Origin of the sequence: Vibrio sp. J2-3(2022), from assembly GCF_021725735.1 — a bacterium.
In the GTDB taxonomy this organism is placed as follows: Bacteria; Pseudomonadota; Gammaproteobacteria; order Enterobacterales; family Vibrionaceae; genus Vibrio; species Vibrio diabolicus.
On the sequence record NZ_JAKKCK010000007.1, the window covers coordinates 72,904 to 99,110 of the forward strand.

Below are 26,207 nucleotides of genomic sequence, written 5' to 3' on the forward strand. Positions count from 1 at the left end.
CCCATCAGTAATTAAAAAGCCCTCGACGAATATCGAGGGCTTTCGGTATCTAAAGATTCTGACTTGCTCAGGGATTATTTAGCGAAGTTGATGAGTGGGAAACACTTGAAGAAACCGTTATCCGCACAGTTCAAAAGACCAATTTGTACGCCATCAATTTGATCGGTCATGTTGAAGAAGCCAAACTGGAAGTTAGACTTTTTAGAGATACTCGCTAAGCCCACATCCGCCATGGTGTAGCCTTCAGAATAGTTCACCGCGCTCCAGTTCAAGCCTTTTACATTGTTCGTAATGTTGACAGCACCCAAGTTAACACCCGTCGTCTGACCTTGGTTCCAGTTAACTAAGCCTAAAGACGCACCTTTCATTTCTTGGTTTACCTTTGCTGCACCAAAAAACAAACCGAAGTTCACACCTGTCGTACGATCCGTTTCTGACATACCAAGCAGTGAAAAGTCGACACCTTTAACCTCATTCACCTGTCCATGCAACACAGCTAAACGAACACCACCAACTGACGAGTTAGAAGGTGCGTTTGTGTTGTCGATAGTAGAGAACATCACAGGTGTACTGTCAGCAAGAGCAACAGGTGATGCGATAGCGGCTGCAACCGCCAATGACGTCATAAGCTTTTTCATTTTCATCTCCATGATGGGAAGCAACAATTTACAACATAGTGTAATGTTCAGATTTTGCGCTATCCACGTTCAAAAAGTGTTAGCGGTAGGTCAGATTTAACCATCTGACTCAAAAGAAAAAATTTTATCGCTTCTATTTTCATGTTTTTCCACTGACATTTCTTGAACTCGCCTCTCACAATCGAAGCCACATCAGAATGCTATATTTCTCGGATAACGCGCATAAAAAAGTCGAGGCAAATGCCTCGACTTTTAAAGGTTTGGTCGGTTATCTTTCCGCTATAAGGATTCCCTTAGAGCAAAGAGATAAGCTGGCTGTCGGGTAGCAGAGGCGCATTACTGCGCCACCGCCCCCTAAGAACCGTACGTGCGAGTTTCCCCGCATACGGCTCAAGCCTTTATAAGCTTGCTTAAGAAAGCAAACCAGCAACTAATGTCTATGAATTATAAAGTAAGTGAAGGGGTTGATCGGATTCAATTTTCACCTGGCCTACCTCACAACCATCCCAGTCAAAACTGCCATCTAGCACTGGCAGTCAGAGTCGGGGCAGCTTCAAACCCACAAGGTTATCCACGCCGGGCGCAGCCCACTCCTTCCTGCTACCTTCTTGCTTGTCCCCTCTCGGCCAAGACTACATGTGCTAGCACATATATGAATTGGAGACATTCAAAAATGCTTCCAAGGGAAACCTCCTGAATCTCTCTGGGTGACGAACATAACTTTACCTTATAAAACTAATTGCACTCAAGTAATTTCGAGTGTAATTGCCGATGACAGTTGATATGCAACATCATCAAATTCGAGCTTATGTCCGTGCCGCCATCCACTCTTCTGACGATATGGTGAAAATCCCATTCATCTTCTGAGTGAAACTGTTGGTGACACACCGCACATTTGTAGTCTTGTCTCTCGACAATCTTCCATAGCTTCCAGTTACCCGACAAAGATTTCTTCAATCTTTGCATCTTCAGACGCTCAAAGTATTGTTCGTCCTCCGGTAGGTAACAGTTCACTGTTGCCCGAATTTTCACATGTTTATCGACTTTCACTTTCGCTGCACTCAACAAGCGATAGTGACCATCTTCCCCTTTCGGTTTCGGTGCACTGAATACCCAGTTTCTATCACCCACTGTTTTAAAGTATTTTTCTTTAATCCAGCGTTTACGGCGATTCAAATGGATGCGGCGACACCACTGCCATAACATTTTCCAGATACGGTAATCGATATACTTGAATGTCTCACTCGCACATACCCAGCGGTGGTAGTTGCACCATCCTCTGAGCATCGGGTTCAACTTCGCTATCACCGCTGAAGCTGGCACCGTTTTATGGCTGTTGAGATAATCTCGTATACCGCGCAGAAAATTCTTCACGTTTTTCTTTGACGGCTTAATCAACATCTTGCCGTCGTATTTACGCAAATTCTGCCCGAGAAAATCGAACCCGTCGTCTATATGCGTGATCAGCGTTTTTTCTGCTGACAATTGCAACCCACGTTCTGCCATAAAGGCTTCAACTATTGGTAAGACCTTATCTTCTAGTAGCTCTTTCGAGATCCCAGTGACGATGAAGTCATCTGCATAACGCACATAGTTGACCTTAGTTTTGTAACTGGCTTTTGTGTTCTTCTTCCCGAAGTGGGATTCGAGCACCGTTTCCAGTCCGTCTAAGGCCATATTGGCGAGTACAGGTGAGATAATCCCACCTTGCGGTGTACCCGCCTCCGTCGAGTTAAACTTCCCAGATTCCATGAATCCGGCTTTCAGCCACTTCTTAAGTATCGCCTTATCCATAGGAATATTGGCGATAAGCCAGTCATGGCTGATAAAGTCAAAACACCCTTTGATATCACCCTCCAGTACCCAACGGGCACTGGCCTTGCGACTGAGGTTCACGAAACATTGTTCGATAGCATCAGCACAAGAGCGATTCGGGCGAAAGCCATAGCTGTTTCGATCCGCCGTGGTTTCCGATATGGGTTCAAGAGCTAACAGGTATAGTGCCTGCATTGCTCTATCACGCATGGTTGGTATTCCCAGCGGCCTACGCTTGCCATTAGCTTTAGGAATATAGACTCGCCTCAACGGACTTGGCTTATAGCCTTTACGCATTAGTTGGTCTATAGCTCCCCATTTCAAGGCAGGAGTGTTCCAGATTTCTCCATCAACACCCGGTGTGTTTTTCCCTCTGTTTTCAGTGACGCGCCGAATGGCTATCACCTTGGCAGCAAACGAACGAGTTAACATGCGTTGCAGTCTTTTGACCTGTCGCCAGTCAGACTTTTTCGTTGCCTTTGCGATCCGTACCTGTAGCCCTCTCACCGTACGATACATTAGTGACCAGTCGATGCTGTGCCACTGCTGTGTCTGGTGGGAGGATGCAGATACGTCAATTTGCATTGAAGTATGCACCTTGCTTTCCTCCATTAACGATAAGTTAAACAAGCAACACAAGGCGCATCTGTGCCCCATAGGGCAGAGATTTACCCTATGAGGCTTGAACTTGTTGCTGACAGTACCCTAGATCCTCAAATAGGAAAGGTAATGCCCACAATTGGACTCTGACAGTTTCGACTACCGTAAAACTTGACGGCTTTACTGATTTTCACGCAATTAAAGACCAAGCAGACGTGGGCCCCGTTTCCGGTGAAAGCACGTTGGCTTTCTATCCAGCTCATTACAAGCTGACTTTCGCTTTTTCTGCTCTCCTGTGCCCGCATCCTCAACAGCGCCTCTTACGAGTTGCCTGCCCTATTGGGGCAAAGATACGGGGTTTCCGAGTTCCGTTTTCATTACACGAGTTACTTAGGTTCTACCTATTCACCGATGGCGCATGAGTCAGCGTATCCCCAGATGTAAAAGAGATAACCGGCCATATACCTTTTGGTCAGAGCGTTGGTGACGGCTAATCCTCCCAAGGGGACAATTAATCGACACGACAATAGCGTTACGCTCGTCGCGGCTGACGGTGTTTATCAGTAGTTCACTTACGTTAACCATATAACTCAGCCTAGCCCCTAAACCGCCTGCTATTGGCGGTTGTCTTAACCTTCACTTCACAGCGAAAATTAACCACTTGCGTGGGGGTACATTGTCAGGAAGCTCCGAACACAGCGTTACCGCAGATGCACTATCCCTAGGCTACTATTGGCTGAACAACAGGTCTTACTATCCAATCACCTACCCGTCCGAGTAAGAGATTGGCTAAGACAATAATGAAAACAGCTTCGCACCGTGCAGGTGGCTCAAGCTTAAATAAGACACGAATATTCCCGTTACTTCACAGACACTAGTAGCGCTGCTTCAACGTATATCATTCGCCTAAAGCGAGGGACACAGACTTTCGCCCATGCCTAAAATCGGACCTCTTACGAGGACCGATATTCGGGCTTGGGTTCAGCCCGAATATCGGGTTTTATTTATTTGCTATTTCGGCGGGTGGGATAGTAACCACGACATAAAATTATGTGGTTACTATGGACGTAGCCCGCTCGGCTAGCTACCTACGCGACTCTCGTCGCACTACATCATGCCGCCCATACCGCCCATACCGCCCATGCCACCCATGTCAGGCATCGCTGGTGCGTCTTTTTGCGGTAGGTCAGTAACCATTGCTTCAGTCGTGATCATCAGACCCGCAACCGATGCTGCGAACTGTAGCGCAGAACGAGTTACTTTCGTTGGGTCTAGAATACCCATCTCTAGCATGTCGCCGTATTCGCCTGTTGCCGCGTTGTAACCGTAAGAGCCTTCACCCGCTTTCACGTTGTTCGCAACCACTGAGTCTTCCTCACCTGCGTTCTTCGTGATTTGACGGATTGGCGCTTCCATTGCACGTAGTGCAACGCGGATACCAACGTTTTGCTCTTCGTTGTCACCCGTTAGGTGAGCAATCTTAGATGCCGCGCGGATAAGTGCAACACCACCACCAGCAACAACACCTTCTTCAACCGCTGCACGAGTTGCGGCTAGCGCATCTTCTACACGGTCTTTCTTCTCTTTCATTTCAACTTCAGTTGCTGCACCAACTTTGATTACTGCAACACCGCCAGCCAGTTTCGCTACGCGCTCTTGTAGTTTCTCTTTGTCGTAGTCTGAAGTTGCGTCTTCGATTTGTTGACGAATTTGAGCTACGCGGCCAGAGATCATCTCTTCTTCACCGATACCATCGATGATAGTCGTGTTTTCTTTCGTGATAGAAACACGCTTCGCTTGACCTAGATCTTCTAGTGCTACTTTTTCAAGCTCTAGACCGATTTCTTCAGAAATCACAGTACCGCCAGTTAGGATAGCGATGTCTTGTAGCATTGCTTTACGACGGTCACCGAAGCCAGGTGCTTTCACTGCTGCAACTTTCACGATGCCACGCATGTTGTTGACAACCAATGTTGCTAGCGCTTCGCCTTCTACATCTTCTGCGATGATAAGCAGTGGACGAGACGCTTTCGCTACAGCTTCTAGCGTTGGAAGAAGTTCACGAATGTTTGAGATCTTCTTATCAACTAGCAGGATGAATGGGTTTTCTAGATCAACACTGCCTGACTCTTGGTTGTTGATGAAGTAAGGAGATAGGTAACCGCGGTCGAACTGCATACCTTCTACTACGTCTAGCTCATCTTGTAGCGCCTGACCTTCTTCAACAGTGATAACGCCATCACGGCCCACACGCTCCATTGCTTCAGCAATGATGTTACCTACGCTTGCGTCTGAGTTTGCAGAGATAGTACCAACCTGTGCGATCGCTTTCGTGTCGTTACATTCAACAGAAAGCTCTTTTAGTTGCTCTACTGCTGCAGCTACTGCTTTGTCGATACCACGCTTAAGGTCCATTGGGTTCATACCCGCTGCGACTGCTTTTAGACCTTCGTTTACGATAGATTGTGCTAGTACTGTTGCTGTTGTTGTACCGTCACCTGCCGCGTCGTTTGCTTTAGACGCAACTTCTTTAACCATTTGTGCGCCCATGTTCTGGAATTTATCTTCCAGTTCAATTTCACGCGCTACTGATACACCATCTTTCGTGATAGTCGGTGCACCAAAAGATTTGTCTAGAACGACATTACGTCCTTTAGGACCCAGTGTTACTTTTACTGCGTCAGCCAGAACGTTTACACCTTCTAGCATTTTAACTCGTGCGTCATTACCAAATTTAACGTCTTTAGCAGCCATCTTTGATTTCCTTTCTAAAATTCTTTGTGTGTAATTTCGTAATTGAATCTGAGCAAAAAATTACTCAATGATTGCTATTATTCAACGATCGCCATGATGTCGTTTTCAGACATGACAAGCACTTCTTTACCGTCAATTTTTTCAGTTTTTGTACCGTAACCTTCAGCGAAGATAACAGTATCACCAACTTTAACGTCCAGCGGCAGTACTGTGCCGTTTTCTAGGATGCGGCCTTTACCCACAGCTAGAACAACACCGCGAGTTGATTTTTCTGCAGCAGAACCAGTCAGAACGATGCCACCAGCAGACTTAGATTCAACTTCTTTACGTTCAACGATAACTCGGTCATGTAATGGACGAATGTTCATCGGTCGTCTCTCCTGAAAATTTCCATGTTTATTTGATAATTGTCCTTAGGGACTGTAGCCCCAGACACGTGATCCCTATATAAGGGGTCGAAGCAGCGATCCCAAGGGGGTGGCACAAAAATTTTGTGACTTAGTTAAAATAACGAACAACTAAGCAACGGTTTGCGTTCGAAATGCTCACTCGCCCAGCATCTCGCTTTCTTGTATCCTTGCAGTTTGCTCACCACATAGTTGTCATACATGCAGGAAAATAACAAGCTGGAACCCCAAGCGACCGATAAGCATGGTTTGTTGACCGCACCTATTCCTGAAACGCTGCGGAAAATGACCGTCCCCATGACCATGGGCATGATCGCGATTTTGATGTTTAACTTGGTGGACACGTTTTTTATCTCGTTGCTTGGTACTCAAGCGCTAGCGGCGATCAGCTATACCTTCCCTGTAACCTTTGCGGTTAACTGCATCACGATGGGAATAGGGATGGGTCTATCGACCAATATTGGTCGCTTACTTGGACAAGGTCACGCCCCACAAGCCGCTCGGTTTACCACTCACGGTTTGTTATTAGCGGTGTTACTCGTGGCTATCGCCTCTTCGATTGGCTTTGCCACCATTGCACCACTGTTCCGCTTTCTTGGCGCAGCCGACGACCTAATTCCACTCATCGAAGAGTACATGCAGGTGTGGTATCTCACCATTCCATTGTTGGTGATCCCAATGGCGGGCAATAGCGCGATACGAGCATCTGGGGATACAAAAACACCCGCCAAAATCATGATGTTGGCGGGCTTGATTAACGGCATGCTCGATCCACTACTGATCTTCGGACTTGGCCCATCCCCCGAGCTTGGCATCCAAGGTGCGGCAATAGCCAGTGCTTTTAGCTGGTTAGGTGCACTATGTGGCTCATTCTATGTGCTAGTTAAACGCGAAAAGTTGCTCGCTCAACCCCAATGGTCCTTGCTGAAACAAGATTGGCAGCAAACGTTAAAAATCGGCACTCCTGCCGCACTGTCGAACGCGATGAATCCATTGTCCGGTGCCATTCTGATGATGCTGTTATCCAACCACGGTACGGCAGCGGTTGCGGCTTACGGTGCGGCGCAGCGTATTGAGTCTATTTTGATCCTAGTCTTGATGTCTCTGACCTCAGCACTCACGCCATTCATGGCACAAAACTTAGGGGCGAAAAACCCTCAACGCGCCTTTTCCGGCTTATTTATCAGCATGCGTTTTGCGGTGGTGTTCCAAGGGTTTATCTTCTTGATGATGGTGCCATTGAGTATTCCTCTAGCGGCATTGTTCTCGCAGGAAGAAGCGGTTAAAAATCTGCTGTGGCATTACCTGCTTGTGGTGCCGTTCAGTTATGGTTTTCAAGGCATTGTGATGATGTTAATCAGTGGGTTGAATGCGATGCACAAACCATTACGAGCATTCCAATGGAGCTTTATGCGTTTGTTTGTGTTTACCCTGCCATCAGCATGGATCGGAAGCCAAATTTACAGTATTGAAGGCTTGTTTATAGGTATCGCAGTAGGGAATACGTTAGGTGGCCTACTTGGCTATATGTTTGCACTGCGCGAACGTAAATTGACGCTCATTGAACAGAGCAGCGCTTCGTAAGATTCTGTCGATTCTGTCCGATGCGTCAGTTTCCTTTTGCTGATACTCAAATACAAAAAAACCGCGGAACGCCGCGGTTTTTCTTTATCTATTTCAAACTTGCTTAGAACAGTTCTTCAGCAACTTTGTATAGATCGTTGCGTACTGGACGCTTCATGTTTTCGATCGCGTCGATGATGTCGTGGTGAACAAGTTGCTCTTTCACGATACCTACACAGCGACCACCATGACCTTCGATCAATAGGTGAACAGCGTAGTTACCCATGCGAGATGCTAGAACGCGGTCAAATGCAGTTGGACGACCACCACGTTGGATGTGACCAAGTACTGTTGCACGAGTTTCACGACCTGTAGCCGCTTCGATGTCACGAGCCAGTTCATTGGCATCCATCATTAGCTCAGTCAACGCGATGATTGCGTGTTTCTTACCTTTTGCGATGCCGTCTTGGATGTTGCTGATCAGCTTGTCTTTGTCTAGGCCAGTTTCTGGAGTGATGATGTACTCACAACCACCCGCGATTGCAGACATCAGAGTTAGGTCACCACAGTGACGACCCATGATTTCTACAATTGAAATACGTTGGTGAGATGAAGAAGTATCACGTAGACGGTCGATTGCATCGATAACTGTGTTTAGTGCACTTAGGTAGCCCACTGTGTAGTCAGTACCAGCGATATCGTTGTCGATTGTGCCTGGTAGACCGATACATGGGTAACCCATTTCAGTCAGTTTCTTCGCACCCATGTACGAACCGTCACCACCGATCACGACTAGCGCATCGATACCATGTTTTTTCAGGTTCTCAATCGCTTTTTCACGCACTTCCACTTCTTTGAATTCAGGGAAACGTGCAGAACCTAGGAACGTACCACCTTTGTTGATCACATCTGAAACGCTAGAACGATCTAGCTTCTCGATGCGGCCTTCGTATAGGCCTAGGTAGCCGTCGTACACACCGAATACTTCCAATCCCTCGGATAGTGCTGTACGTACTACGCCGCGTATCGCCGCGTTCATACCAGGTGCGTCACCGCCACTTGTTAAAACACCGATCTTCTTAATCATGCTCACCCTCGATCTTTGGCAATCAATTATTTAATTTTCTTTTAGGCCCCTTGTTACCAAGCAACCTGCATAATCCAGAACTGTGCGTTATGTTACATTTCCTCTACAGGATTACCAATGAAAACGCACTTTTTTATGTAATTTTTCTACTTATGTAAGAGTATTACAGTTTCTCTATGAAACTTTGTTGATTCACATCAGGATCACGAATCTTAATAAGTATTGATGGAAAGATAGTCAATAAGTGCCTGTTTGTCGTCAGGCACTTATGGATTTTTCGAGCCCTACCAATCTTGCGCTTTTTGCTCTTTCTCTGGCCCAAAAACGACAGACAATGGATCTTGATGGATCAAAACATCCGCATCAGGAAACAAAGCTAAAAGGTTTTCTTCAACTTTATCGGCAATATAGTGCGCTTCGATTAAACGTAAGTTATCGTCTAGCTCCAAGTGCAACTGAATAAAGCGTGTCGGCCCTGACATACGGGTACGCAGTTGATGAACCCCAAGAACCCCTTTCACATTCAAACATTCATTGCGGATTTGCTCCAATTCGGAATCCGGCAGCTTTCGGTCTAATAACGTCTGAATCGCTTCGCTGACCATTTTGAAGGCGCTGTAAAGAATGAAGACACCAATGCCAATCGCAAACACCGCATCCGCTTGCGTCACGCCAAAGTAGCTGAGTCCCAGAGCCACCATGATCGCAGCGTTCATATACAAATCAGTCTGATAATGCAGAGAATCCGCCGCGATTGCTTGGCTCCCTGTCACGCGTACCACATGTTTTTGGAACATCACCAAGCCAAGTGTGACCACAATCGCAAACAGCGATACATAAACACCGAGCTCCGGCGCATGCAGTGCGTGTGGACGGAAAAATCGGTCAATCCCGTTCAGGATCAAAAATACCGCCGACCCCGAAATAAACATAGCCTGAGCTAAGGCCGCTAAAGACTCAGCTTTACCATGCCCAAACGTATGTTCGCGGTCTGCTGGTTGTAAGGCATAACGGACAACAACGAGATTTACCACCGACGCGGCGATATCCAACATTGAGTCGATAAGTGATGCCAATAGGCTAACTGAGCCGGTTACCCACCACGTGATGACTTTTACAATCAAGAGAAGAGTCGCCACAATAGTTGCAGTCCAAGCTGCGGTCGTCACTAAACGTGCATATTGCTGTTTCATAATCAAAGAGTTAACTCAAACCATACGTTGAGTATATTGAATGCCCATGAAATAACCAGATCAAAAAAGAGGCAACCAATGGCTGCCTCTTTATATAACATCAATTCATGACTTAATTATTGCGGTATTTTTCCATGCGCTTATGCATTCTGTCGCCACACTCTTGCATGCGTTCATTTTGCAACTTCACAAACTCTGCTTTTTGTTCTGGCGTTAATACGCTCAGCATTTGGTGCTTTCTTGCTAGCATTTGCACACGGTGCTCAGTTTGGCGCTCAACCATTTCTTTTGCTAATGCGGTCGCTTGCGCTTCATCAAAACTATCCGCTAGTAAGAGTGACTGCATTTTTGCGTGGTGTGCTTGTCGCTCAGCCATACGAGCTTCGCGATTTTCAGAATATTTGCCTTTCATCTGTGCGCGGTTTGCTTCACGGAAAGACTTAAGCTGATCTTTTTGAGCATCCGTCAAATTCAAATCACGCATAATGCCGCGGTCCATTCCCATGCCACATTCATCACGCGGGCCTTGATGATGGTTTTTACCACCGTAAGCGAATGCGCTTGCTGCGCCGAGAGTAAGAGGTAGAACAACAGCAGCTAACACAAGTTTTTTTGCAGATTTCATAATTTGATTCCTTACACAGGTGAGTGATTCTTCTGAGCTGTTCTCACAGCGCTTGAGTATAGAATACGACCCACTAGGTAAAGCGACGTATAGGGAGCGTAAAGAATCGTAAAGAGTGATTTTTACCCTCTTCGCAGCACATCATTCCAATGTAATATTAAGCTATCGGTAACTTACTATAGGTGCCCCCATGGCAAACATTCTTTTAATTGATGACGATATCGAGCTAACCAGCTTATTAAAAGAAGTACTCAGTTTCGAAGGATTTGACGTCAGCGAAGCAAATGATGGCGAAGCAGGCTTAGCTGCGGTCAATGATAAGATTGATTTGATTTTGTTGGATGTCATGATGCCGAAGCTAAATGGCATGGAAACCCTTAAACGCTTGCGTGAAAACTGGGAAACTCCTGTCTTGATGCTGACCGCTAAAGGGGAAGAAATTGACCGCGTGATCGGTTTAGAGCTAGGCGCGGATGATTATTTACCGAAACCTTTTAGCGACCGTGAACTGTTAGCACGTATTCGTGCGATCTTACGCCGTACCAGCAGCACACAGAAAAACACCAAAAACAGCGATTGCATTGAGTATCAAGAGCTCCGTCTTTACCCAGGTAAACAAGAAGCATACTGCGATCAACAGTTGCTCGATCTCACAGCAACCGAGTTTGCTCTGTTGACCCACTTTGTGCAAAACCCAGGACAAGTGCTAACTAAAGAGACATTGAGCCTAGATGTGCTTGGTAAACGACTCGCCGCTTTTGATCGCGCGATCGATATGCATGTTTCGAACTTACGTAAAAAATTACCAGATCAGAGCAATGGCAAGCCGCGAATCAAAACCCTGCGTGGTCGTGGCTATATGCTGCTTGAGGAGGATTAATGCGCCTATCACGCATCAAACTGCCAAACATCAATAGCTTGTATGGACGCATCTTTGCCATTTTTTGGTTCACTATGTTATTGGTGTTGATAGCCGTGCTATCACTGCCACATTTGGACCCTCGCAAAGCTCGCGACATTCCAGAAGAGCACTATAAACGTATGGTAGAAACGCGTGACGCAATCCAACAAAAATACCGTCAGCAAACTGATTTAGGTCGAATACTATTTCGTATCGAGGGTAACCGTCACGGTAAGCATGACCCTCGTCCGCGCGTATTTTTTTCTGACTACAGCGGTAATGTTCTTACGACAGAAAAACGCAGTAATTTCCAATTACGTGCCATGCAAAACTTTGTCACCAGTATCGAAGATTACAACCAGCCAAAGCAGAAACTGTATGGTCGATACATGATTGCAGGTCCAATCCCGATAACTTTGGCTGGCTCCGATATCTTGATGTATGTGGGCTTCAAGTGGAATGAGCCACCACCACTACTCTTGCGTCTGTTTGATCACCCATTCCAGCTGTTGCTCGCGGTCATGCTGGTTAGTACACCATTGCTGTTATGGCTTGCCTGGGCACTAAGTCAGCCAGCGCGTCGTCTTGAAGCCGCCGCTCAACGTGTGGCGAAAGGCGAATTTGTCACAGACCCAAATTTAGAAAAAGGCACGGCAGAGTTTCGTCAGGCTGGCAGCAGCTTCAACCAGATGGTCGAGGCGGTTAATCAAATGATTTCAGGACAACAACGCCTGCTATCCGATATCTCTCACGAGCTTCGCTCACCTTTAACTCGTCTACGCATGGCAAGCGCATTAGCAACGCGTAAACAAGGCGAAAGCCCAGAACTGACTCGTATCGATACCGAAGCGCAGCGCTTGGAACAGATGATCAGCGAATTGCTTGAACTGTCTCGCATGCAGGCGAACAGCCATATGACTCGCGAAACGCAGCCACTGGAAAGTTTGTGGGAAGAGATCATTAAAGATGCGCAGTTTGAAGCTGAGCAAATGGGTAAGCACCTACACTATTCTGAACTGCCAAAACGAAGTATCTCCGGCAATCCTAAACTGCTGATGAGTGCGGTGGAAAACATCGTTCGTAACGCCATTTATTACGGGAAAGATGAGGTGCAAATCGACATCAAGGCCGATGATGATACGCTGCATATCACGGTTGATGACAATGGCGAGGGCGTTCCTGAAGAAGAATTAGCCGCGATTTTTCGTCCGTTCTATCGCGTTTCAACGGCCCGCGATCGCCACTCCGGCGGCACGGGTCTCGGCCTAACCATTACCGAAAGTGCCATCCGCCAGCACAGTGGAACGATCGTCGCCAGTCGAAGTCCGTTAGGCGGATTGCGCATGAGTATCACCTTACCTATCAATCGTTAACTTCAAGCCGATGAGCTAACAGTAAGCCACACCCTATTTCTAGAGTGAGAGATTCACGGCTTCATCTTCACTTTAGAAATTGGGTGGGAACGCCTTCGAATACCCTTACAAAGATCAAAGTTGATAATAATTATCGTTAGCATTAAAGTGAATTTTCCAATTAAGGAGGATTTACTATGTCACATACATTTCCCGCTCTGCCTTACCCGTACGATTCACTAGAGCCGTACATCGACGCGAAAACCATGGAAGTGCATTACAGCAAACATCACAAGACTTATTTCGATAAGTTCGTAAGTGCCGTTGAAGGGAGCGAGCTCGAAACTCAGTCATTAGACGAGATCTTTGACAATATCTCTAAGCTCAGCCCTGCAGTGCGTAATAATGGCGGCGGCTACTACAACCACATCATTTATTGGAATTGCATGTCTCCAAACGGTGGCGGTGAGCCTCAAGGCGCACTTGCTCAGGCAATTAACGATAAATTTGGTAGCTTTGCGCAATTTAAAGAAGCGTTTACCCAAGCCGCGATTAATACCTTTGGTTCTGGCTTTGCATGGTTGATCGTAAAAGATGGTGAGATTCACATTACGTCCACCAGCAATCAAGACAACCCTCTGATGGACGTAGTGGATGTACGCGGCGAGCCAATCCTCGCATTAGACGTGTGGGAGCACGCGTATTACATCAGCTACCAAAACCGTCGCCCAGAATACATTGACGCATGGTGGAACGTCGTCAACTGGCGAGCGGTTGAAGAAAATTACGCTCACGCTCTATTATAAAGAGCATCGATACTTACGGTATTAACGTCCGCGCTAATGCCTGCTTTCATACCCAGGTCAATCTTGCTGAATCTCGCATATCTTGCTGACTTGGGTATATACTGCCCCTCTATTTGACCAACTCTATTTCAATACCATGTTTGATATCGCTTTATACGAACCAGAAATCGCGCCGAACACCGGCAACATCATTCGACTTTGTGCCAACTGCGGTGCAAACCTTCACTTAATTGAACCTCTAGGTTTCGATCTTGAAGAGAAGAAAGTCCGCCGCGCTGGTTTGGATTACCATGATTTAGCTCGCGTAACGCGTCATAAGAACTATCAAGCATTCTTAGAATATTTAGAGAAAGAGAAACAAGGTAACTACCGATTGTTTGCCTGCACCACCAAAACCACAGGTCACCACGTTGATGCACAATACCAAGCAGGTGACGTATTGATGTTTGGTCCAGAAACTCGTGGCTTGCCTGCTGAAATCATCGATAGCTTGCCAATGGAGCAGCGTATCCGCATTCCAATGATGCCAGATGCGCGCAGCCTAAACCTTTCGAACGCCGTTGCGATCATTGCTTTTGAAGCATGGCGTCAAATGGGGTTTGAAGGCGCGTTGTAAGCACCACGAATTCCAAACACAAAAAAGGGCGCTTAGTGCGCCCTTTTGTTTTCTTTACTCTCTGACTCAATCAGTTGAGCTTGTTGCGATCATCATCGTCTTTACGCTCGTATTCCCCTTCAAAGGTATTGCCATCGTCTGACTGGGAATTAAATGGGTCACGGCGGAACGGGTCTTGCTCAAATGGCCCTTGGTTAGAGAAACCACCTTGGAAGCCACCACCATGCATGGTTTTCACCACCATTTTACTCATCAAGTATTTGGCAATCGCGGCGCGTGGTGCAGGAAGCAACACCAGCATACCAAGAGCATCGGTCATAAAGCCCGGTGTTAACAGCAGCACGCCAGCCACCGCTAGCATTACGCCTTCAAAAATTTGCTGGGCTGGAATTTCACCTTGTTCCAGACGCCCCTGCACCGACATCAGAGTTTGGATGCCTTGGCTGCGCACCAACGATGCACCGACAAATGCCGTGATTAATACTAATGCGATAGTCAGCCATAAACCTAAAAAGCCGCCCACCTGAATAAATAAGCCGATTTCAATGATCGGGACAAAAATAAACGCCAATAATAAGATAGGAAACACACGCCCTCCTTTGTTTAATTCAGTGTAATGGTAAAAGCGGACTAAGCTCAAACGAATCGTTGTAAAAAAGCGTGTTCATACTGGTCTCTTCCTACGCAGAAAAAGTGGTAGTGGAGTGTTTCATTCAATTGCATACCGATTTTTTCGTGCTTTTAAAGTGCTAATTTCGAACTCTAAAAACCCATGTTTGTCGAGGAAAATCGAGTACCCATAAAGGGTTATTAATAACCCGTTCATACTTTGCAAATTATTGACTCATGAAAAACGAAAAAGGTGATCTAGTTACTATTTTTATGCGCTAGGTGCAGTATCATGTGCCACATAAGTCAGGACGGATTTTCCAGCCAAAAATTCTGATGAATGGATTCTAGATTGCAGAAATGGCTAATAAATAACTTTATTATCAGAATTATCATCTAAGGATCCTGCTATGGCTACCCTATCTGATGCTCCAAAAACAGCAAACCCAGCCACTCGTATTGAAGAAGATCTATTAGGTCAACGTCATGTCCCTGCAGATGCGTACTACGGTATTCATACGCTACGTGCGATCGAGAACTTCAACATCTCTAATATGACCATCTCTGACGTACCAGAATTTGTACGCGGTATGGTAATGACCAAAAAAGCAGCGGCGTTGGCAAACAAAGAACTTGGTGCGATTCCAAAAGACGTTGCAAACTACATCATCGAAGCGTGTGATTTGATCCTAGAAACTGGCAAGTGCATGGATCAGTTCCCATCAGACGTATTCCAAGGTGGTGCGGGCACTTCCGTGAACATGAACACGAACGAAGTGATCGCAAACGTTGCGCTTGAGCTAATGGGTAAAGAGAAAGGTCAATACGAATTTGTTAACCCAAATGACCACGTAAACAAGAGCCAATCAACCAACTGTGCGTACCCAACGGGTTTCCGTATCGCGGTTTACAACAGCGTACACAAACTAATGGAAGCAATTGAGTACCTAAAAGGCGCATTCGAACTTAAAGCAATTGAGTTTAAAGATGTACTGAAAATGGGTCGTACTCAGCTACAAGACGCGGTACCGATGACTGTAGGTCAAGAGTTCCACGCTTGGGCAGTAACACTAAACGAAGAGATTCGTGCTCTAGATTACACCTCTAAACTACTCCTAGAAATCAACCTAGGCGCAACCGCAATCGGTACAGGTCTAAATACACCGACTGGCTACCAAGCGCTTGCAGTAAAACATCTAGCGGAAGTAACAGGTCTTGACGTTGTTGCGGCAGAAGACCTTATCGAAGCGACTTCTGACTGTGGCGCATACGTAATGACGCACAGTGCACTAAAACGTCTAGCGGTGAAACTATCGAAGATCTGTAACGACCTTCGTCTACTTTCTTCTGGCCCACGCGCTGGTCTAAATGAATTGAACCTACCTGAAATGCAAGCAGGTTCTTCAATCATGCCAGCAAAAGTAAACCCAGTTATCCCAGAAGTAGTAAACCAAGTTTGCTTCAAAGTTCTAGGTAACGACAACACGGTTTCTTTCGCAGCAGAAGGCGGTCAGCTACAGCTAAACGTAATGGAACCAGTTATCGCACAAAGCATGTTTGAGTCTATCTCTCTACTACACAATGCGTGTGTGAACCTACGTGATAAATGTATCGACGGCATCACAGTCAATAAAGAGACTTGTGAAAACTACGTTTACAACTCTATCGGTATCGTCACTTATCTAAACCCATACATCGGCCACCACGAAGGTGACATCGTAGGTAAGATTTGTGCGGAAACCGGTAAGAGTGTTCGCGAAGTTGTGCTAGAGCGCGGCCTGCTAACCGCAGAAGAGCTTGATGAAATCTTGTCAGTCGAAAACTTCATGCATCCAACTTACAAAGCGAAACGCTACGAGTAATAACTAATTCGAAGGGGGCCACTCAGGCCCCTTTTTTAGGCTCTCATACGGTTAACCACATTTTTTATATGCTTTTATTGCCATTAGGCCACTGGGTTCTAATTCTCTGAGCATTTACTCCTGTTCCTGAGTGTTCAAAAAATCAGAATCAATAAAAAACTAAAGAGGTATCAATATGGTCATGGTCGAACTCTTCGTGGTTCTGCTCTTCATCTATTTGGGGGCTAGAATCGGCGGTATCGGCATTGGTTTTGCTGGTGGTGCTGGGGTCATTGCGTTGTCTTTGATCTTAGGTGTGCCAACAAGCCAAGCTTACATCCCAGTTGACGTAATTTTGATCATCATGTCTGTCATCACGGCTATCGCAGCAATGCAAGTGGCAGGTGGTTTAGACTGGATGGTGCAAGTTGCTGAAAACTTTTTGCGCAAGCATCCTGAGCGCATCACCTTTTATGCGCCTATCGTAACTTACCTAATGACGCTGATGGCCGGTACTGGCCACACGGCATTCTCTACTTTGCCAGTAATTGCAGAAGTCGCGAAAGGTCAAGGTGTGCGCCCTTCTCGTCCTCTGTCTATTGCGGTTGTCGCATCGCAAATCGCGATCACTGCATCACCAATCTCAGCGGCTGTTGTCGCGTTTGCGGCAATGCTGCACCCATTTGGCGTTGACTACCTAACACTACTAGCAATCTGTATCCCAACGACGTTCATCGCGTGCATGATCGGTGCGTTCGTGGCGAACTTCATGGGCTGTGAGCTAAAAGACGATGCTGAATACCAAGAGCGTCTAGAAAAAGGCTTAATCAAGCTAAATACAGAAGCAAAACGCGAAATCCTACCAACAGCGAAGAAAGCTACCTTCATCTTCCTAGGCGCAATCGCATTCGTAGTGTGTTACGCAGCAGCAATTTCTGGCTCTGTTGGCCTTATCGAGAACCCTGCTCTAGGTCGTAACGAAGCTATCATGACGGTAATGCTAGCAGCCGCGGCAGCTATCGTAATGAGCTGTAAAATCGACGCTGGCAAAATCCCAGCAGCAGCAACATTCCGCTCTGGTATGACAGCGTGTGTGTGTGTTCTTGGTGTGGCATGGTTAGGTTCTACCTTCGTTAACGCGCACGTTGACGGCATCAAAGAAGTGGCTGGTGCGCTACTAGCAGACTACCCATGGATGCTAGCACTGGTTCTATTCTTCGCTTCAATGCTGCTTTACTCTCAAGGTGCAACCACGGTTGCGCTAATGCCAGCAGCACTTGCTATCGGTGTAGCACCACTAACCGCCGTTGCGTCTTTCGCAGCAGTAAGTGCGCTATTCGTACTGCCAACTTACCCAACGCTACTTGCGGCGGTTGAGATGGACGACACGGGTTCAACTCGTATCGGTAAGTACGTATTCAATCACCCATTCTTTGTACCTGGTGTGGTAACCATCGCTTCTGCGGTAGCACTTGGCTTCGCATTCGGTGGTCTACTGATCTAGTGGAAACAGAGTCTTACTCGGGGAGCTTCGGCTCCCTTTTTTATTGCCTGTCGTTTTGAATTATGCTCAATAAATCTTCATTTTCATGAAACTTATTGACTCGCCTCCGGGTCTGATTGAGTTACACTAACGGCAATTATCTAAGATGAATTGACTCTTTTATGCGCGCATTACTTTCCGTTTTACTCTTAGGGCTTATTACCTTTTCCACTCCATCTTTAGCCTTGTTCGGCAAAGACCAGTTTACCAATAGCCAGAACAACAGTTTTGGTAGCAGCAGCGACAGCTTTGTTCCGGTCGATCAGGCATTTCCGTTTAGTTTTTACCAGCAAGACGACAAATTGATGCTCGATTGGCAGGTACGCGATGGTTATTACCTGTATCAAGAGCGTTTATCTGTGTCTGGTGAGAACATCTCACTGGGCGAACTGCAAATGGAAAACGGCACGCCACATAAAGATGAATTCTTTGGTGATGTGCATATCTATACCACACCACTATTTGTCAATATCCCACTGAGTAATTGGCAAGAGGGCGCACGTGTCATTGTGCAATATCAAGGCTGTGCGAAAGCGGGCTTCTGCTACCCACCAGAAACACGTGAGATTCCAATCAGCGCGTTTTCTTCATCCAATTCCGATACCGTAGCACCGACTGCCAAGGCACCAGCGACAGAACAAGCACAGCCAGCAACAAAACCAACCACCACTTCAGTACCAGTCAGTGAGCAAGATAGCTTAGCCGCGAATCTAGCCGACAAGTGGTGGACGCCGTTGTTGTTTTTGGCACTTGGTGTGGGTCTAGCATTTACACCTTGTGTGCTGCCGATGTACCCAATTTTGACCAGCATCGTGCTTGGCAGTGGCAAGCTGAGCCAACGTCGTGCGCTTGGTTTGTCATTTGTTTACGTACAAGGCATGGCGCTGACTTACACGCTGCTCGGCCTTGTAGTGGCGTCTGCGGGTATGCAGTTCCAAGCGGCGATGCAACACCCTTATGTGCTGATTGGTTTGAGTGTACTGTTCATTGCATTAGCTATGTCGATGTTTGGTCTGTACTCATTGCAGTTACCAAGCAGCGTGCAAACGTGGCTGAATAACTTAAGTAACAAGCAGCAAGGTGGTAGCAGTGCTGGCGTGTTTGCAATGGGGGCAATATCTGGCTTGGTTTGTTCTCCGTGTACTACCGCCCCACTCTCTGGTGCGCTGCTTTACGTCGCACAAAGTGGCGACTTACTCACCGGTGGGGTCGCCCTTTACGCGCTGGCGATGGGCATGGGTATTCCGTTGATCCTTGTAGCGGTATTTGGCAACAAGTTGCTACCAAAAGCAGGTGGTTGGATGGACCGTGTGAAAACGCTGTTCGGCTTTATTCTGCTTGCTGCGCCTATCTTCTTGTTGGAACGCATCATGCCAGAAATGTGGTCAACAATTCTGTGGTCAACACTGGGCATCGCTGCCTTTGGTTGGCTGTATCATGTGAAAAACAGCTTGGAGTTTGGTGGCTGGAAACAAAGCGCCGTTGGCATCATCGCCGTATTGGGTTTGCTCGCGTCAGCACAGCCAGTATTAAATTACTGGTTTGGTAATAACGCAACGCAAGCTCAACAAACTTCCGTAAGCTTTACACGCATTGCCAATGTTGCAGAGTTGGAAGAACAACTAGCGCTAGCCAAAGCAGCGGGCAAACCTGTGATGCTCGACTTCTACGCCGATTGGTGTGTGGCGTGTAAAGAGTTTGAGAAGTACACCTTCCATGATCCAAGCGTCGAAGCCAAGCTAAAAGACTTTGTTCTTCTGCAAGCTGATGTAACCAAGAACCAAGTGCAAGATATTGAGTTACTCAAACACATGAACGTACTTGGCTTGCCAACCATCGAGTTCTGGGATGCGAATGGCGAACACGTTTCAAACGCGCGTTTAACCGGTTTTATGCAAGCCGAGCCTTTCTTAGAGCACATCCAACAATTCTGATCATCAGATATTCAAACGCCAGTGATGACCACTGGCGTTTTTTATTACTCAGATTTGAATGAGAAAATTGCGCTTATATGCAATTTTCCTAATAAAAGTCGATTTGGTTCAGACTTTTAGCGAATAAATATTGTCCACTCTCTCAAAGCTGGACAATAATAAATTTAACGAAATAGTCAAAAGTGTTTAACGTCATGGATTCGACCTACACCATCATCATTGCAGATGATCACCCACTCTTCCGTAATGCCTTGTTTCAATCTATCCACATGGCAATCAGTGGGGCAAATTTGCTGGAAGCGGACTCACTCGACGCACTGCTGGCTTTGTTAGAGCGAGAAGAAGAGCCAGATTTGGTGCTATTGGATCTCAAAATGCCAGGAGCAAATGGTATGTCTGGCTTGATTCACTTGCGAGCAGAACACCCAGACTTACCAATCGTCGTCGTATCGGCTAGTGAAGAGCCAGCGATCGTGACACAAGTGAAAAGCCATGGTGCGTTTGGTTTTATTCCTAAATCGAGCGATATGCGCGAATTGGTGAATGCGCTCAATCAAGTGCTCAATGGCGACCCGTATTTTCCTGAAGGGCTGATCACCAATAACGCGGCATGTAATGACTTAGCGGAGAAGATTGCCGCGCTAACGCCACAGCAATATAAGGTGTTGGGGATGTTGTCAGATGGCTTACTGAACAAACAAATCGCCTACGAATTGAATGTTTCAGAAGCCACCATCAAAGCGCATATGACGGCGATTTTCCGCAAGCTCGGCGTAAAAAACCGCACACAAGCCGTCATCATGCTAACGGAGATGAACGACTAGACTCACTCCTCGTCAGCGAGCAGGCTTTGCTCGCTTGGCAAACGGATACCTACTTTGGTGACTTGTTGGTCAACGACATCGGCAATGATCCATTGCAAGCCTTGCCACTCGAATTGGTCCCCTAACACTGGTGTACTCCCCAATTGTTCTTCTACAAGGTTTCTTAAGCTTTTATCGAGTGATTCATCGCCCAAGTTCAGGCCATACATCATCGCAATATCGGCAAGGTTCACTTCAATATCTAGGAAGAAATCACCAAAGAATCGTGCCAATGACGCTTTCTCAGGCGCTTCACTAAATAGCAAGCTCAGGGCATCCAAATCCTTTTCTTGCGCCAACACACACAAGGTATCGTCTTCTTCGAGGCGCGTACTACCTGACGGATGCAATAACGCTTTATTGCGAAATACTGCGGCGATGCGCGTTCCATCCGGCATCGAAAGACTACGCAATGGTTCACCAATACACCATTTATCCGCTTTAAGCTTATAGATAAACAGTTCCCACTCACTAGTTGGGTAAATCTCCACACCTGTGCGTGAAATTGGCTCAGGTTTAGAAGGTAGCTCTACCTTCGCCAGAGACATCGCTTTAGTCAATGTGCCACCTTGTACAATCAAAGAGACCATTACCACGAAAAACGCCAAATTGAAGTACAACTGCGCATCTGGCAATCCTGCCATCATTGGAAATACCGCCAGAATAATTGGGACAGCACCGCGCAAGCCCACCCAAGAAACAAACCACTTTTCACGTGGTGTGAAACTCTTGAATGGCAGTAAACCGATCCAAACCGAGATTGGACGGGCAAATAAAATCATCCCAAAGGCCAGCGCCAAACCAGGCAACGCAATAGAGAGCAAGTTGGAAGGCGTAACCAATAAACCAAGCACGAGGAACATACCGATTTGAGCTAGCCACGTCATGCCATCTAGCACATGAAGAATGGAATGGCGGCTGCGTGTTGGACGATTACCTAGCAGTAAACCAACCAGATAAATTGACAGAATACCGCTGCCACCTAATGCATTAGATAAAGCGAAAATCAGCAAGCCACCACTGACGGTTAAAATCGAATATAAGCCATCCGGCAGTTGATTACGATTGATGACCTTCCACAAAATCCAGCCACCAGCAAAACCGAGTAAAGCGCCAATACCAAACTGCTTAAGAAAACTGAGCGCCAAAAAGCCCACACTCAAATCTGCATCTGGGTTCGCTAAAATAGCAATCAGAGTAACAGTCAGAAACACCGCCATAGGATCATTGGTGCCGGATTCAATTTCCAGCGTTGAGCCAACACGTTCGTTAAGACTACGACCTTTGAGTAGAGAAAAAACCGCGGCGGCATCAGTGGAGCCGACAATCGCACCAACTAATATACCTTGCAGCAAGTCTAAGTCGAATAACCACGTTGCCATCAGCCCGGTCAAAATAGTGGTGATCGCAACGCCAAACGTTGCCAAGGACACCGAAGGCCATAACGCCACCCTAAAGCTGGCAACCCGTGTTCTCATACCACCATCGAGCAAAATGATGGCTAATGCGAGGTTACTGACCAAGTAAGCGATCGAAAAATTATCAAATAAAATACCGCCTAAACCGTCTTCCCCCGCCAGCATTCCAACGGCTAAAAATACCAAAAGAATTGGGATTCCCAACTTAGAGGAAACTGGGCTTAAAAGAACGCTAAGTGCGATTAACAACGCACCTATAAGAAAAAAACTGTTAATGGTGTCTGCGTCCATTCTCACCCTCCCTTAATGAAAAACGATATGCTTGTGATGAGCTAAGGCGACTTCGTTAATAAGTTAATGCCTTAATCTGCCTCCTCCTTAAACCGTCCCAAAGCGCGAGGTTGTACGAGAATGACTCAGTTATATTACTTTATTGTGCGCTAAAACGGTGATTTGGTACGAAAACTTTATGTAAATAAATTACTTGTGAATTTTTCACGCCAATTTTTTCGCTGATTGATAAAAAGAAGAACGCAGAATGTTTCTGTTAAGGATCGCTAAAATCAATGAAGAAAAAATTAATCACGTCTCTTATTCGTGCTTTTTATCATTTTTCTCCTTAGACCTTTGGCTAATTTAACAGCTTTTTAACATTGACAAATAACCCTAACTCTTCTCTAAGCGACCATATCACGGGAGTTTTTTATTTTTCATACCCCGACTAAAGTTGAAAAGAGTTCTTGTCAACACCTTGCTAATGTACATGTTGAAACATTTTTTTAACAACAATACCAATCGTAAGGAGACGGCAATGGCATTTGAAAGCGAAGAAAGAGCCAAAGCCTATTGGGACAAAAACGTGAAGCTCATGATTGGCCTTATGGTCATCTGGTTCGTAGTGTCTTTCGGCTGCGGCATTTTATTTGTCGACGTACTTAATCAATTTCAATTAGGTGGATACAAACTTGGTTTCTGGTTTGCTCAGCAAGGCTCCATCTACACCTTCCTAGGTATTATTTTCTATTACGCATGGAAGATGCGCCAAATAGACCGTGAATTCGGCGTAGATGAGTAAGGAGTAACTCAGATGGATTTGAAAACTATTACCTACCTGGTTGTTGGTGCAACCTTCGTCCTCTACATCGGTATTGCGATCTGGGCGCGTGCGGGGTCAACCAAAGAGTTCTATGTCGCAGGTGGCGGGGTCAACCCAATCGCTAACGGTATGGCAACCGCTGCTGACTGGATGTCGGCGGCATCGTTCATCTCAATGGCGGGTCTGATTGCCTTTATGGGTTACGGCGGCTCCGTATTCCTAATGGGTTGGACGGGTGGTTACGTACTGCTTGCACTGTTGCTCGCCCCTTATCTACGTAAGTTTGGTAAGTTTACGGTGCCAGAGTTTGTTGGTGAACGCTTCTACTCGAACACGGCACGTATCGTGGCGGTTATCTGTCTTATCATCGCATCGGTCACTTATGTTATCGGCCAGATGAAAGGCGTTGGCGTTGCCTTCGGTCGCTTCCTAGAAGTTGATTACTCAACAGGCCTACTGATTGGTATGTGTATCGTATTCATGTACGCCGTACTTGGCGGCATGAAAGGCATCACTTACACGCAGATTGCTCAATATTGCGTACTCATTCTTGCTTACACTATCCCTGCAATCTTTATCTCTCTGCAACTTACAGGTAACCCGCTACCTCAGATTGGCCTCGGGAGTACCATTCAAGGCACCGATGTTTATCTGCTCGATAGGCTCGACCAAGTGGTGACCGAACTCGGCTTTAGTGAGTACACCACACAGGTTCGCGGTAGCACACTAAACATGTTCGTTTACACCATGTCATTGATGATCGGTACTGCGGGTCTACCACACGTTATCATCCGTTTCTTTACGGTACCTAAGGTACGTGATGCGCGTACTTCTGCAGGCTGGGCACTTGTGTTCATCGCTATTCTATACACAACAGCGCCAGCAGTTTCAGCAATGGCTCGTCTAAACCTAATGGATACCGTTAACCCAGCTCCGGGCCAACACCTTGCGTATGATGAGCGCCCTGATTGGTTCAAAAACTGGGAAACAACAGGTCTATTAGGCTTTGATGATAAGAATGGCGATGGCCTGATCGAGTACACCTCAAACCCTGACACCAATGAATTGCGAGTTGACCGTGACATCATGGTACTAGCAAACCCAGAAATCGCTAAGCTACCAAACTGGGTCATTGCACTCGTAGCCGCTGGTGGTCTCGCTGCAGCACTATCCACAGCTGCGGGTCTGTTGCTTGCTATTTCGTCGGCGATTTCCCATGACTTAATCAAAGGGGTTATAAATCCGAACATATCCGAGAAGAAGGAGCTGCTTGCCAGCCGAATCTCGATGGCGGTGGCAATCGCAGCCGCAGGCTATCTCGGATTGAATCCTCCTGGCTTTGCCGCTGGTACGGTGGCGCTCGCCTTTGGTCTTGCTGCGTCATCCATATTCCCTGCGTTGATGATGGGTATCTTCAGCAAAGGTATCAATAAAGAAGGCGCAATCGCCGGTATGATTGCCGGTATCAGTATCACACTGTTCTACGTATTCCAGCACAAAGGCATCCTATTCGTTGCTGACTGGAAATATCTAGAAAGCTGGGGAACCAACTGGTTCCTAGGTATTGAGCCAAACGCGTTTGGTGCTATCGGCGCACTATTTAACTTCATCGTGGCATTCGCGGTATCGAAAGTTACGGCGGAAACACCTCAAGAAGTTAAAGATCTTGTTGAACACGTTCGTGTCCCTGTTGGTGCAGGCGATGCCGTGGACCACTAAAATATAACGCAAGCCACAAAAGCCCCACTTGGGGCTTTTTTATTCACCTAACTTATTCTAATAATTAGATTCCCTGAGCCGTAGCAAGGAAGCACAGGAATGGCATTGGTTATATGTTCGGGGAACGCAGAAACAATCGTTTAGAACAAGGCAAAGATTGCAGCAAGCTAGTTGCTCTACCTTCAAAATCATTAACGAAGTTATTAGTGATTTTAGCCAGTTAAAATGAACAGACAATTGATGGAATTAGTATTTTATGTTCAAAAACAAGCACTTCATTATCGCTCTGCTGATTGCGCCGATTCTTTCTTTGATCGCCTACTTCGGCACCGATATGGCACTCAGCGAGAAACCCCGCGCGGCACAAGAAGGGGAAACTTACAAACTCGCGAGTAAGTCTAACTGTCGTTACACCAGTGGACTGTGTGACATGGAAAATGGCGACTTTAAAGTGAAGTTTCGCTCAGAACAGCTCACGAAAAATGGCTTAGAATTGTCACTCAATGCCGCCTATCCACTCGAAGGGGTCAAAGTTTCGATCGTTAATGACGAAGAGAAAAATGCTCAGCCGATTGATATGAAGCCCGCCGATCAGGCTGGAAAAAGTTGGTACATTACCTTACCAAGACCAGCATCCGCAGAAAGTTGGTTAAGAGTCGTCATTCAATCTGGAGGCACACTTTATTACGGCGAAACACAAACCGCGTTTGTGAAGTACGAAACCTTATTTACAGAGTAATGGCCACAGATAAAGACACCGATATCCAAAACGTCGATACCTCATTGTCACCTCAGGACTAAATAATTCCCTCTCTGCCGACGCTTTT

Annotated in this window: 21 protein-coding genes; 12 read left to right on the top strand and 9 right to left on the bottom strand. The window is 46.4% G+C overall.

The window, feature by feature from the left end:
- Nucleotides 1-74 precede the first annotated feature (74 nt).
- The 4 genes from L3V27_RS20640 to L3V27_RS20655 form a co-directional block, all read right to left on the bottom strand.
- Nucleotides 75-638 carry a hypothetical protein gene (locus tag L3V27_RS20640; protein ID WP_005395435.1) on the bottom strand — a complete coding sequence of 188 codons (564 nt, stop codon included), beginning with the start codon at nt 636-638 and terminating at the stop codon, nt 75-77.
- Between the two features lie 735 nt (nt 639-1,373).
- Nucleotides 1,374-3,038, bottom strand: a complete 1,665-nt coding sequence (ltrA, locus tag L3V27_RS20645) for a group II intron reverse transcriptase/maturase (protein WP_237312633.1) — start codon at nt 3,036-3,038, stop codon at nt 1,374-1,376.
- Nucleotides 3,039-4,160: 1,122 nt separating this feature from the next.
- Nucleotides 4,161-5,807 (bottom strand): chaperonin GroEL, encoded by a 1,647-nt coding sequence (gene groL / locus L3V27_RS20650; protein WP_005381509.1) that lies wholly within the window; start codon nt 5,805-5,807, stop codon nt 4,161-4,163.
- A gap of 77 nt (nt 5,808-5,884) precedes the next feature.
- On the bottom strand, nt 5,885-6,175 hold the full coding sequence (locus L3V27_RS20655) for a co-chaperone GroES (RefSeq protein WP_005381516.1): 291 nt from the start codon (nt 6,173-6,175) through the stop codon (nt 5,885-5,887).
- Between the two features lie 240 nt (nt 6,176-6,415).
- On the opposite strand from L3V27_RS20655, the gene L3V27_RS20660 reads away from it, so the two are divergent.
- Nucleotides 6,416-7,798 carry an MATE family efflux transporter gene (locus L3V27_RS20660; protein ID WP_237312634.1) on the top strand — a complete coding sequence of 461 codons (1,383 nt, stop codon included), beginning with the start codon at nt 6,416-6,418 and terminating at the stop codon, nt 7,796-7,798.
- A gap of 103 nt (nt 7,799-7,901) precedes the next feature.
- Here the strand turns inward: L3V27_RS20660 and pfkA are convergent, their stop codons facing one another.
- From pfkA to L3V27_RS20675, 3 genes are all read right to left on the bottom strand, one after another.
- Nucleotides 7,902-8,864, bottom strand: a complete 963-nt coding sequence (pfkA, locus tag L3V27_RS20665; RefSeq protein WP_005397529.1) for a 6-phosphofructokinase — start codon at nt 8,862-8,864, stop codon at nt 7,902-7,904.
- Nucleotides 8,865-9,148: 284 nt separating this feature from the next.
- Entirely contained in the window at nt 9,149-10,057 is a 909-nt protein-coding gene (gene fieF / locus L3V27_RS20670) for a CDF family cation-efflux transporter FieF (protein WP_005397530.1), read from the bottom strand.
- A 112-nt stretch (nt 10,058-10,169) separates the two neighbouring features.
- Nucleotides 10,170-10,682, bottom strand: a complete 513-nt coding sequence (locus L3V27_RS20675) for a CpxP family protein (protein ID WP_237312635.1) — start codon at nt 10,680-10,682, stop codon at nt 10,170-10,172.
- A gap of 190 nt (nt 10,683-10,872) precedes the next feature.
- Here L3V27_RS20675 and L3V27_RS20680 point away from each other — a divergent pair, with 190 nt between their 5' ends.
- The 4 genes from L3V27_RS20680 to trmL all read left to right on the top strand — a co-directional run bounded on the left by L3V27_RS20680 (nt 10,873) and on the right by trmL (nt 14,357).
- A complete protein-coding gene (locus L3V27_RS20680; protein WP_005397534.1) occupies nt 10,873-11,562 on the top strand; it encodes a response regulator in 690 nt (229 codons plus the stop codon).
- On the top strand, nt 11,562-12,956 hold the full coding sequence (gene cpxA, locus L3V27_RS20685) for an envelope stress sensor histidine kinase CpxA (protein WP_053807755.1): 1,395 nt from the start codon (nt 11,562-11,564) through the stop codon (nt 12,954-12,956). The genes L3V27_RS20680 and cpxA overlap by 1 nt, the downstream gene beginning before the upstream one ends.
- A gap of 176 nt (nt 12,957-13,132) precedes the next feature.
- Complete coding sequence (locus tag L3V27_RS20690) at nt 13,133-13,741, top strand: superoxide dismutase (RefSeq protein WP_237312637.1); 609 nt, start codon at nt 13,133-13,135, stop codon at nt 13,739-13,741.
- A gap of 136 nt (nt 13,742-13,877) precedes the next feature.
- On the top strand, nt 13,878-14,357 hold the full coding sequence (gene trmL, locus L3V27_RS20695) for a tRNA (uridine(34)/cytosine(34)/5-carboxymethylaminomethyluridine(34)-2'-O)-methyltransferase TrmL (RefSeq protein WP_005382381.1): 480 nt from the start codon (nt 13,878-13,880) through the stop codon (nt 14,355-14,357).
- Nucleotides 14,358-14,427: 70 nt separating this feature from the next.
- Here the strand turns inward: trmL and L3V27_RS20700 are convergent, their stop codons facing one another.
- Complete coding sequence (locus tag L3V27_RS20700) at nt 14,428-14,946, bottom strand: FxsA family protein (protein WP_237312639.1); 519 nt, start codon at nt 14,944-14,946, stop codon at nt 14,428-14,430.
- A gap of 430 nt (nt 14,947-15,376) precedes the next feature.
- Between L3V27_RS20700 and aspA the strand changes: the two genes are divergently transcribed.
- The 4 genes from aspA to L3V27_RS20720 all read left to right on the top strand — a co-directional run bounded on the left by aspA (nt 15,377) and on the right by L3V27_RS20720 (nt 21,108).
- Entirely contained in the window at nt 15,377-16,828 is a 1,452-nt protein-coding gene (aspA, locus tag L3V27_RS20705) for an aspartate ammonia-lyase (RefSeq protein WP_005397540.1), read from the top strand.
- A 175-nt stretch (nt 16,829-17,003) separates the two neighbouring features.
- The gene (locus tag L3V27_RS20710; protein WP_005382378.1) at nt 17,004-18,311 is read left to right on the top strand and encodes an anaerobic C4-dicarboxylate transporter; all 1,308 of its coding nucleotides are present in this window, start codon (nt 17,004-17,006) and stop codon (nt 18,309-18,311) included.
- 161 nt (nt 18,312-18,472) lie between these two features.
- Complete coding sequence (locus L3V27_RS20715) at nt 18,473-20,284, top strand: protein-disulfide reductase DsbD (protein WP_237312640.1); 1,812 nt, start codon at nt 18,473-18,475, stop codon at nt 20,282-20,284.
- A gap of 194 nt (nt 20,285-20,478) precedes the next feature.
- Nucleotides 20,479-21,108, top strand: a complete 630-nt coding sequence (locus L3V27_RS20720; RefSeq protein WP_005397542.1) for a response regulator transcription factor — start codon at nt 20,479-20,481, stop codon at nt 21,106-21,108.
- A gap of 2 nt (nt 21,109-21,110) precedes the next feature.
- Here L3V27_RS20720 and L3V27_RS20725 read toward each other — a convergent pair whose 3' ends face one another.
- Nucleotides 21,111-22,856 (bottom strand): potassium/proton antiporter, encoded by a 1,746-nt coding sequence (locus tag L3V27_RS20725; protein ID WP_047010251.1) that lies wholly within the window; start codon nt 22,854-22,856, stop codon nt 21,111-21,113.
- 520 nt (nt 22,857-23,376) lie between these two features.
- Between L3V27_RS20725 and L3V27_RS20730 the strand changes: the two genes are divergently transcribed.
- The 3 genes from L3V27_RS20730 to L3V27_RS20740 all read left to right on the top strand — a co-directional run bounded on the left by L3V27_RS20730 (nt 23,377) and on the right by L3V27_RS20740 (nt 26,119).
- Nucleotides 23,377-23,640, top strand: coding sequence for a DUF4212 domain-containing protein (locus L3V27_RS20730; protein ID WP_005397548.1), 264 nt, complete (start codon nt 23,377-23,379; stop codon nt 23,638-23,640).
- 12 nt (nt 23,641-23,652) lie between these two features.
- Nucleotides 23,653-25,380: a sodium:solute symporter family protein gene (locus L3V27_RS20735; RefSeq protein WP_005397550.1), complete on the top strand. Its 1,728-nt coding sequence runs from the start codon at nt 23,653-23,655 to the stop codon at nt 25,378-25,380.
- A 256-nt stretch (nt 25,381-25,636) separates the two neighbouring features.
- Entirely contained in the window at nt 25,637-26,119 is a 483-nt protein-coding gene (locus L3V27_RS20740) for a hypothetical protein (protein ID WP_237312643.1), read from the top strand.
- Nucleotides 26,120-26,207 lie beyond the last annotated feature (88 nt).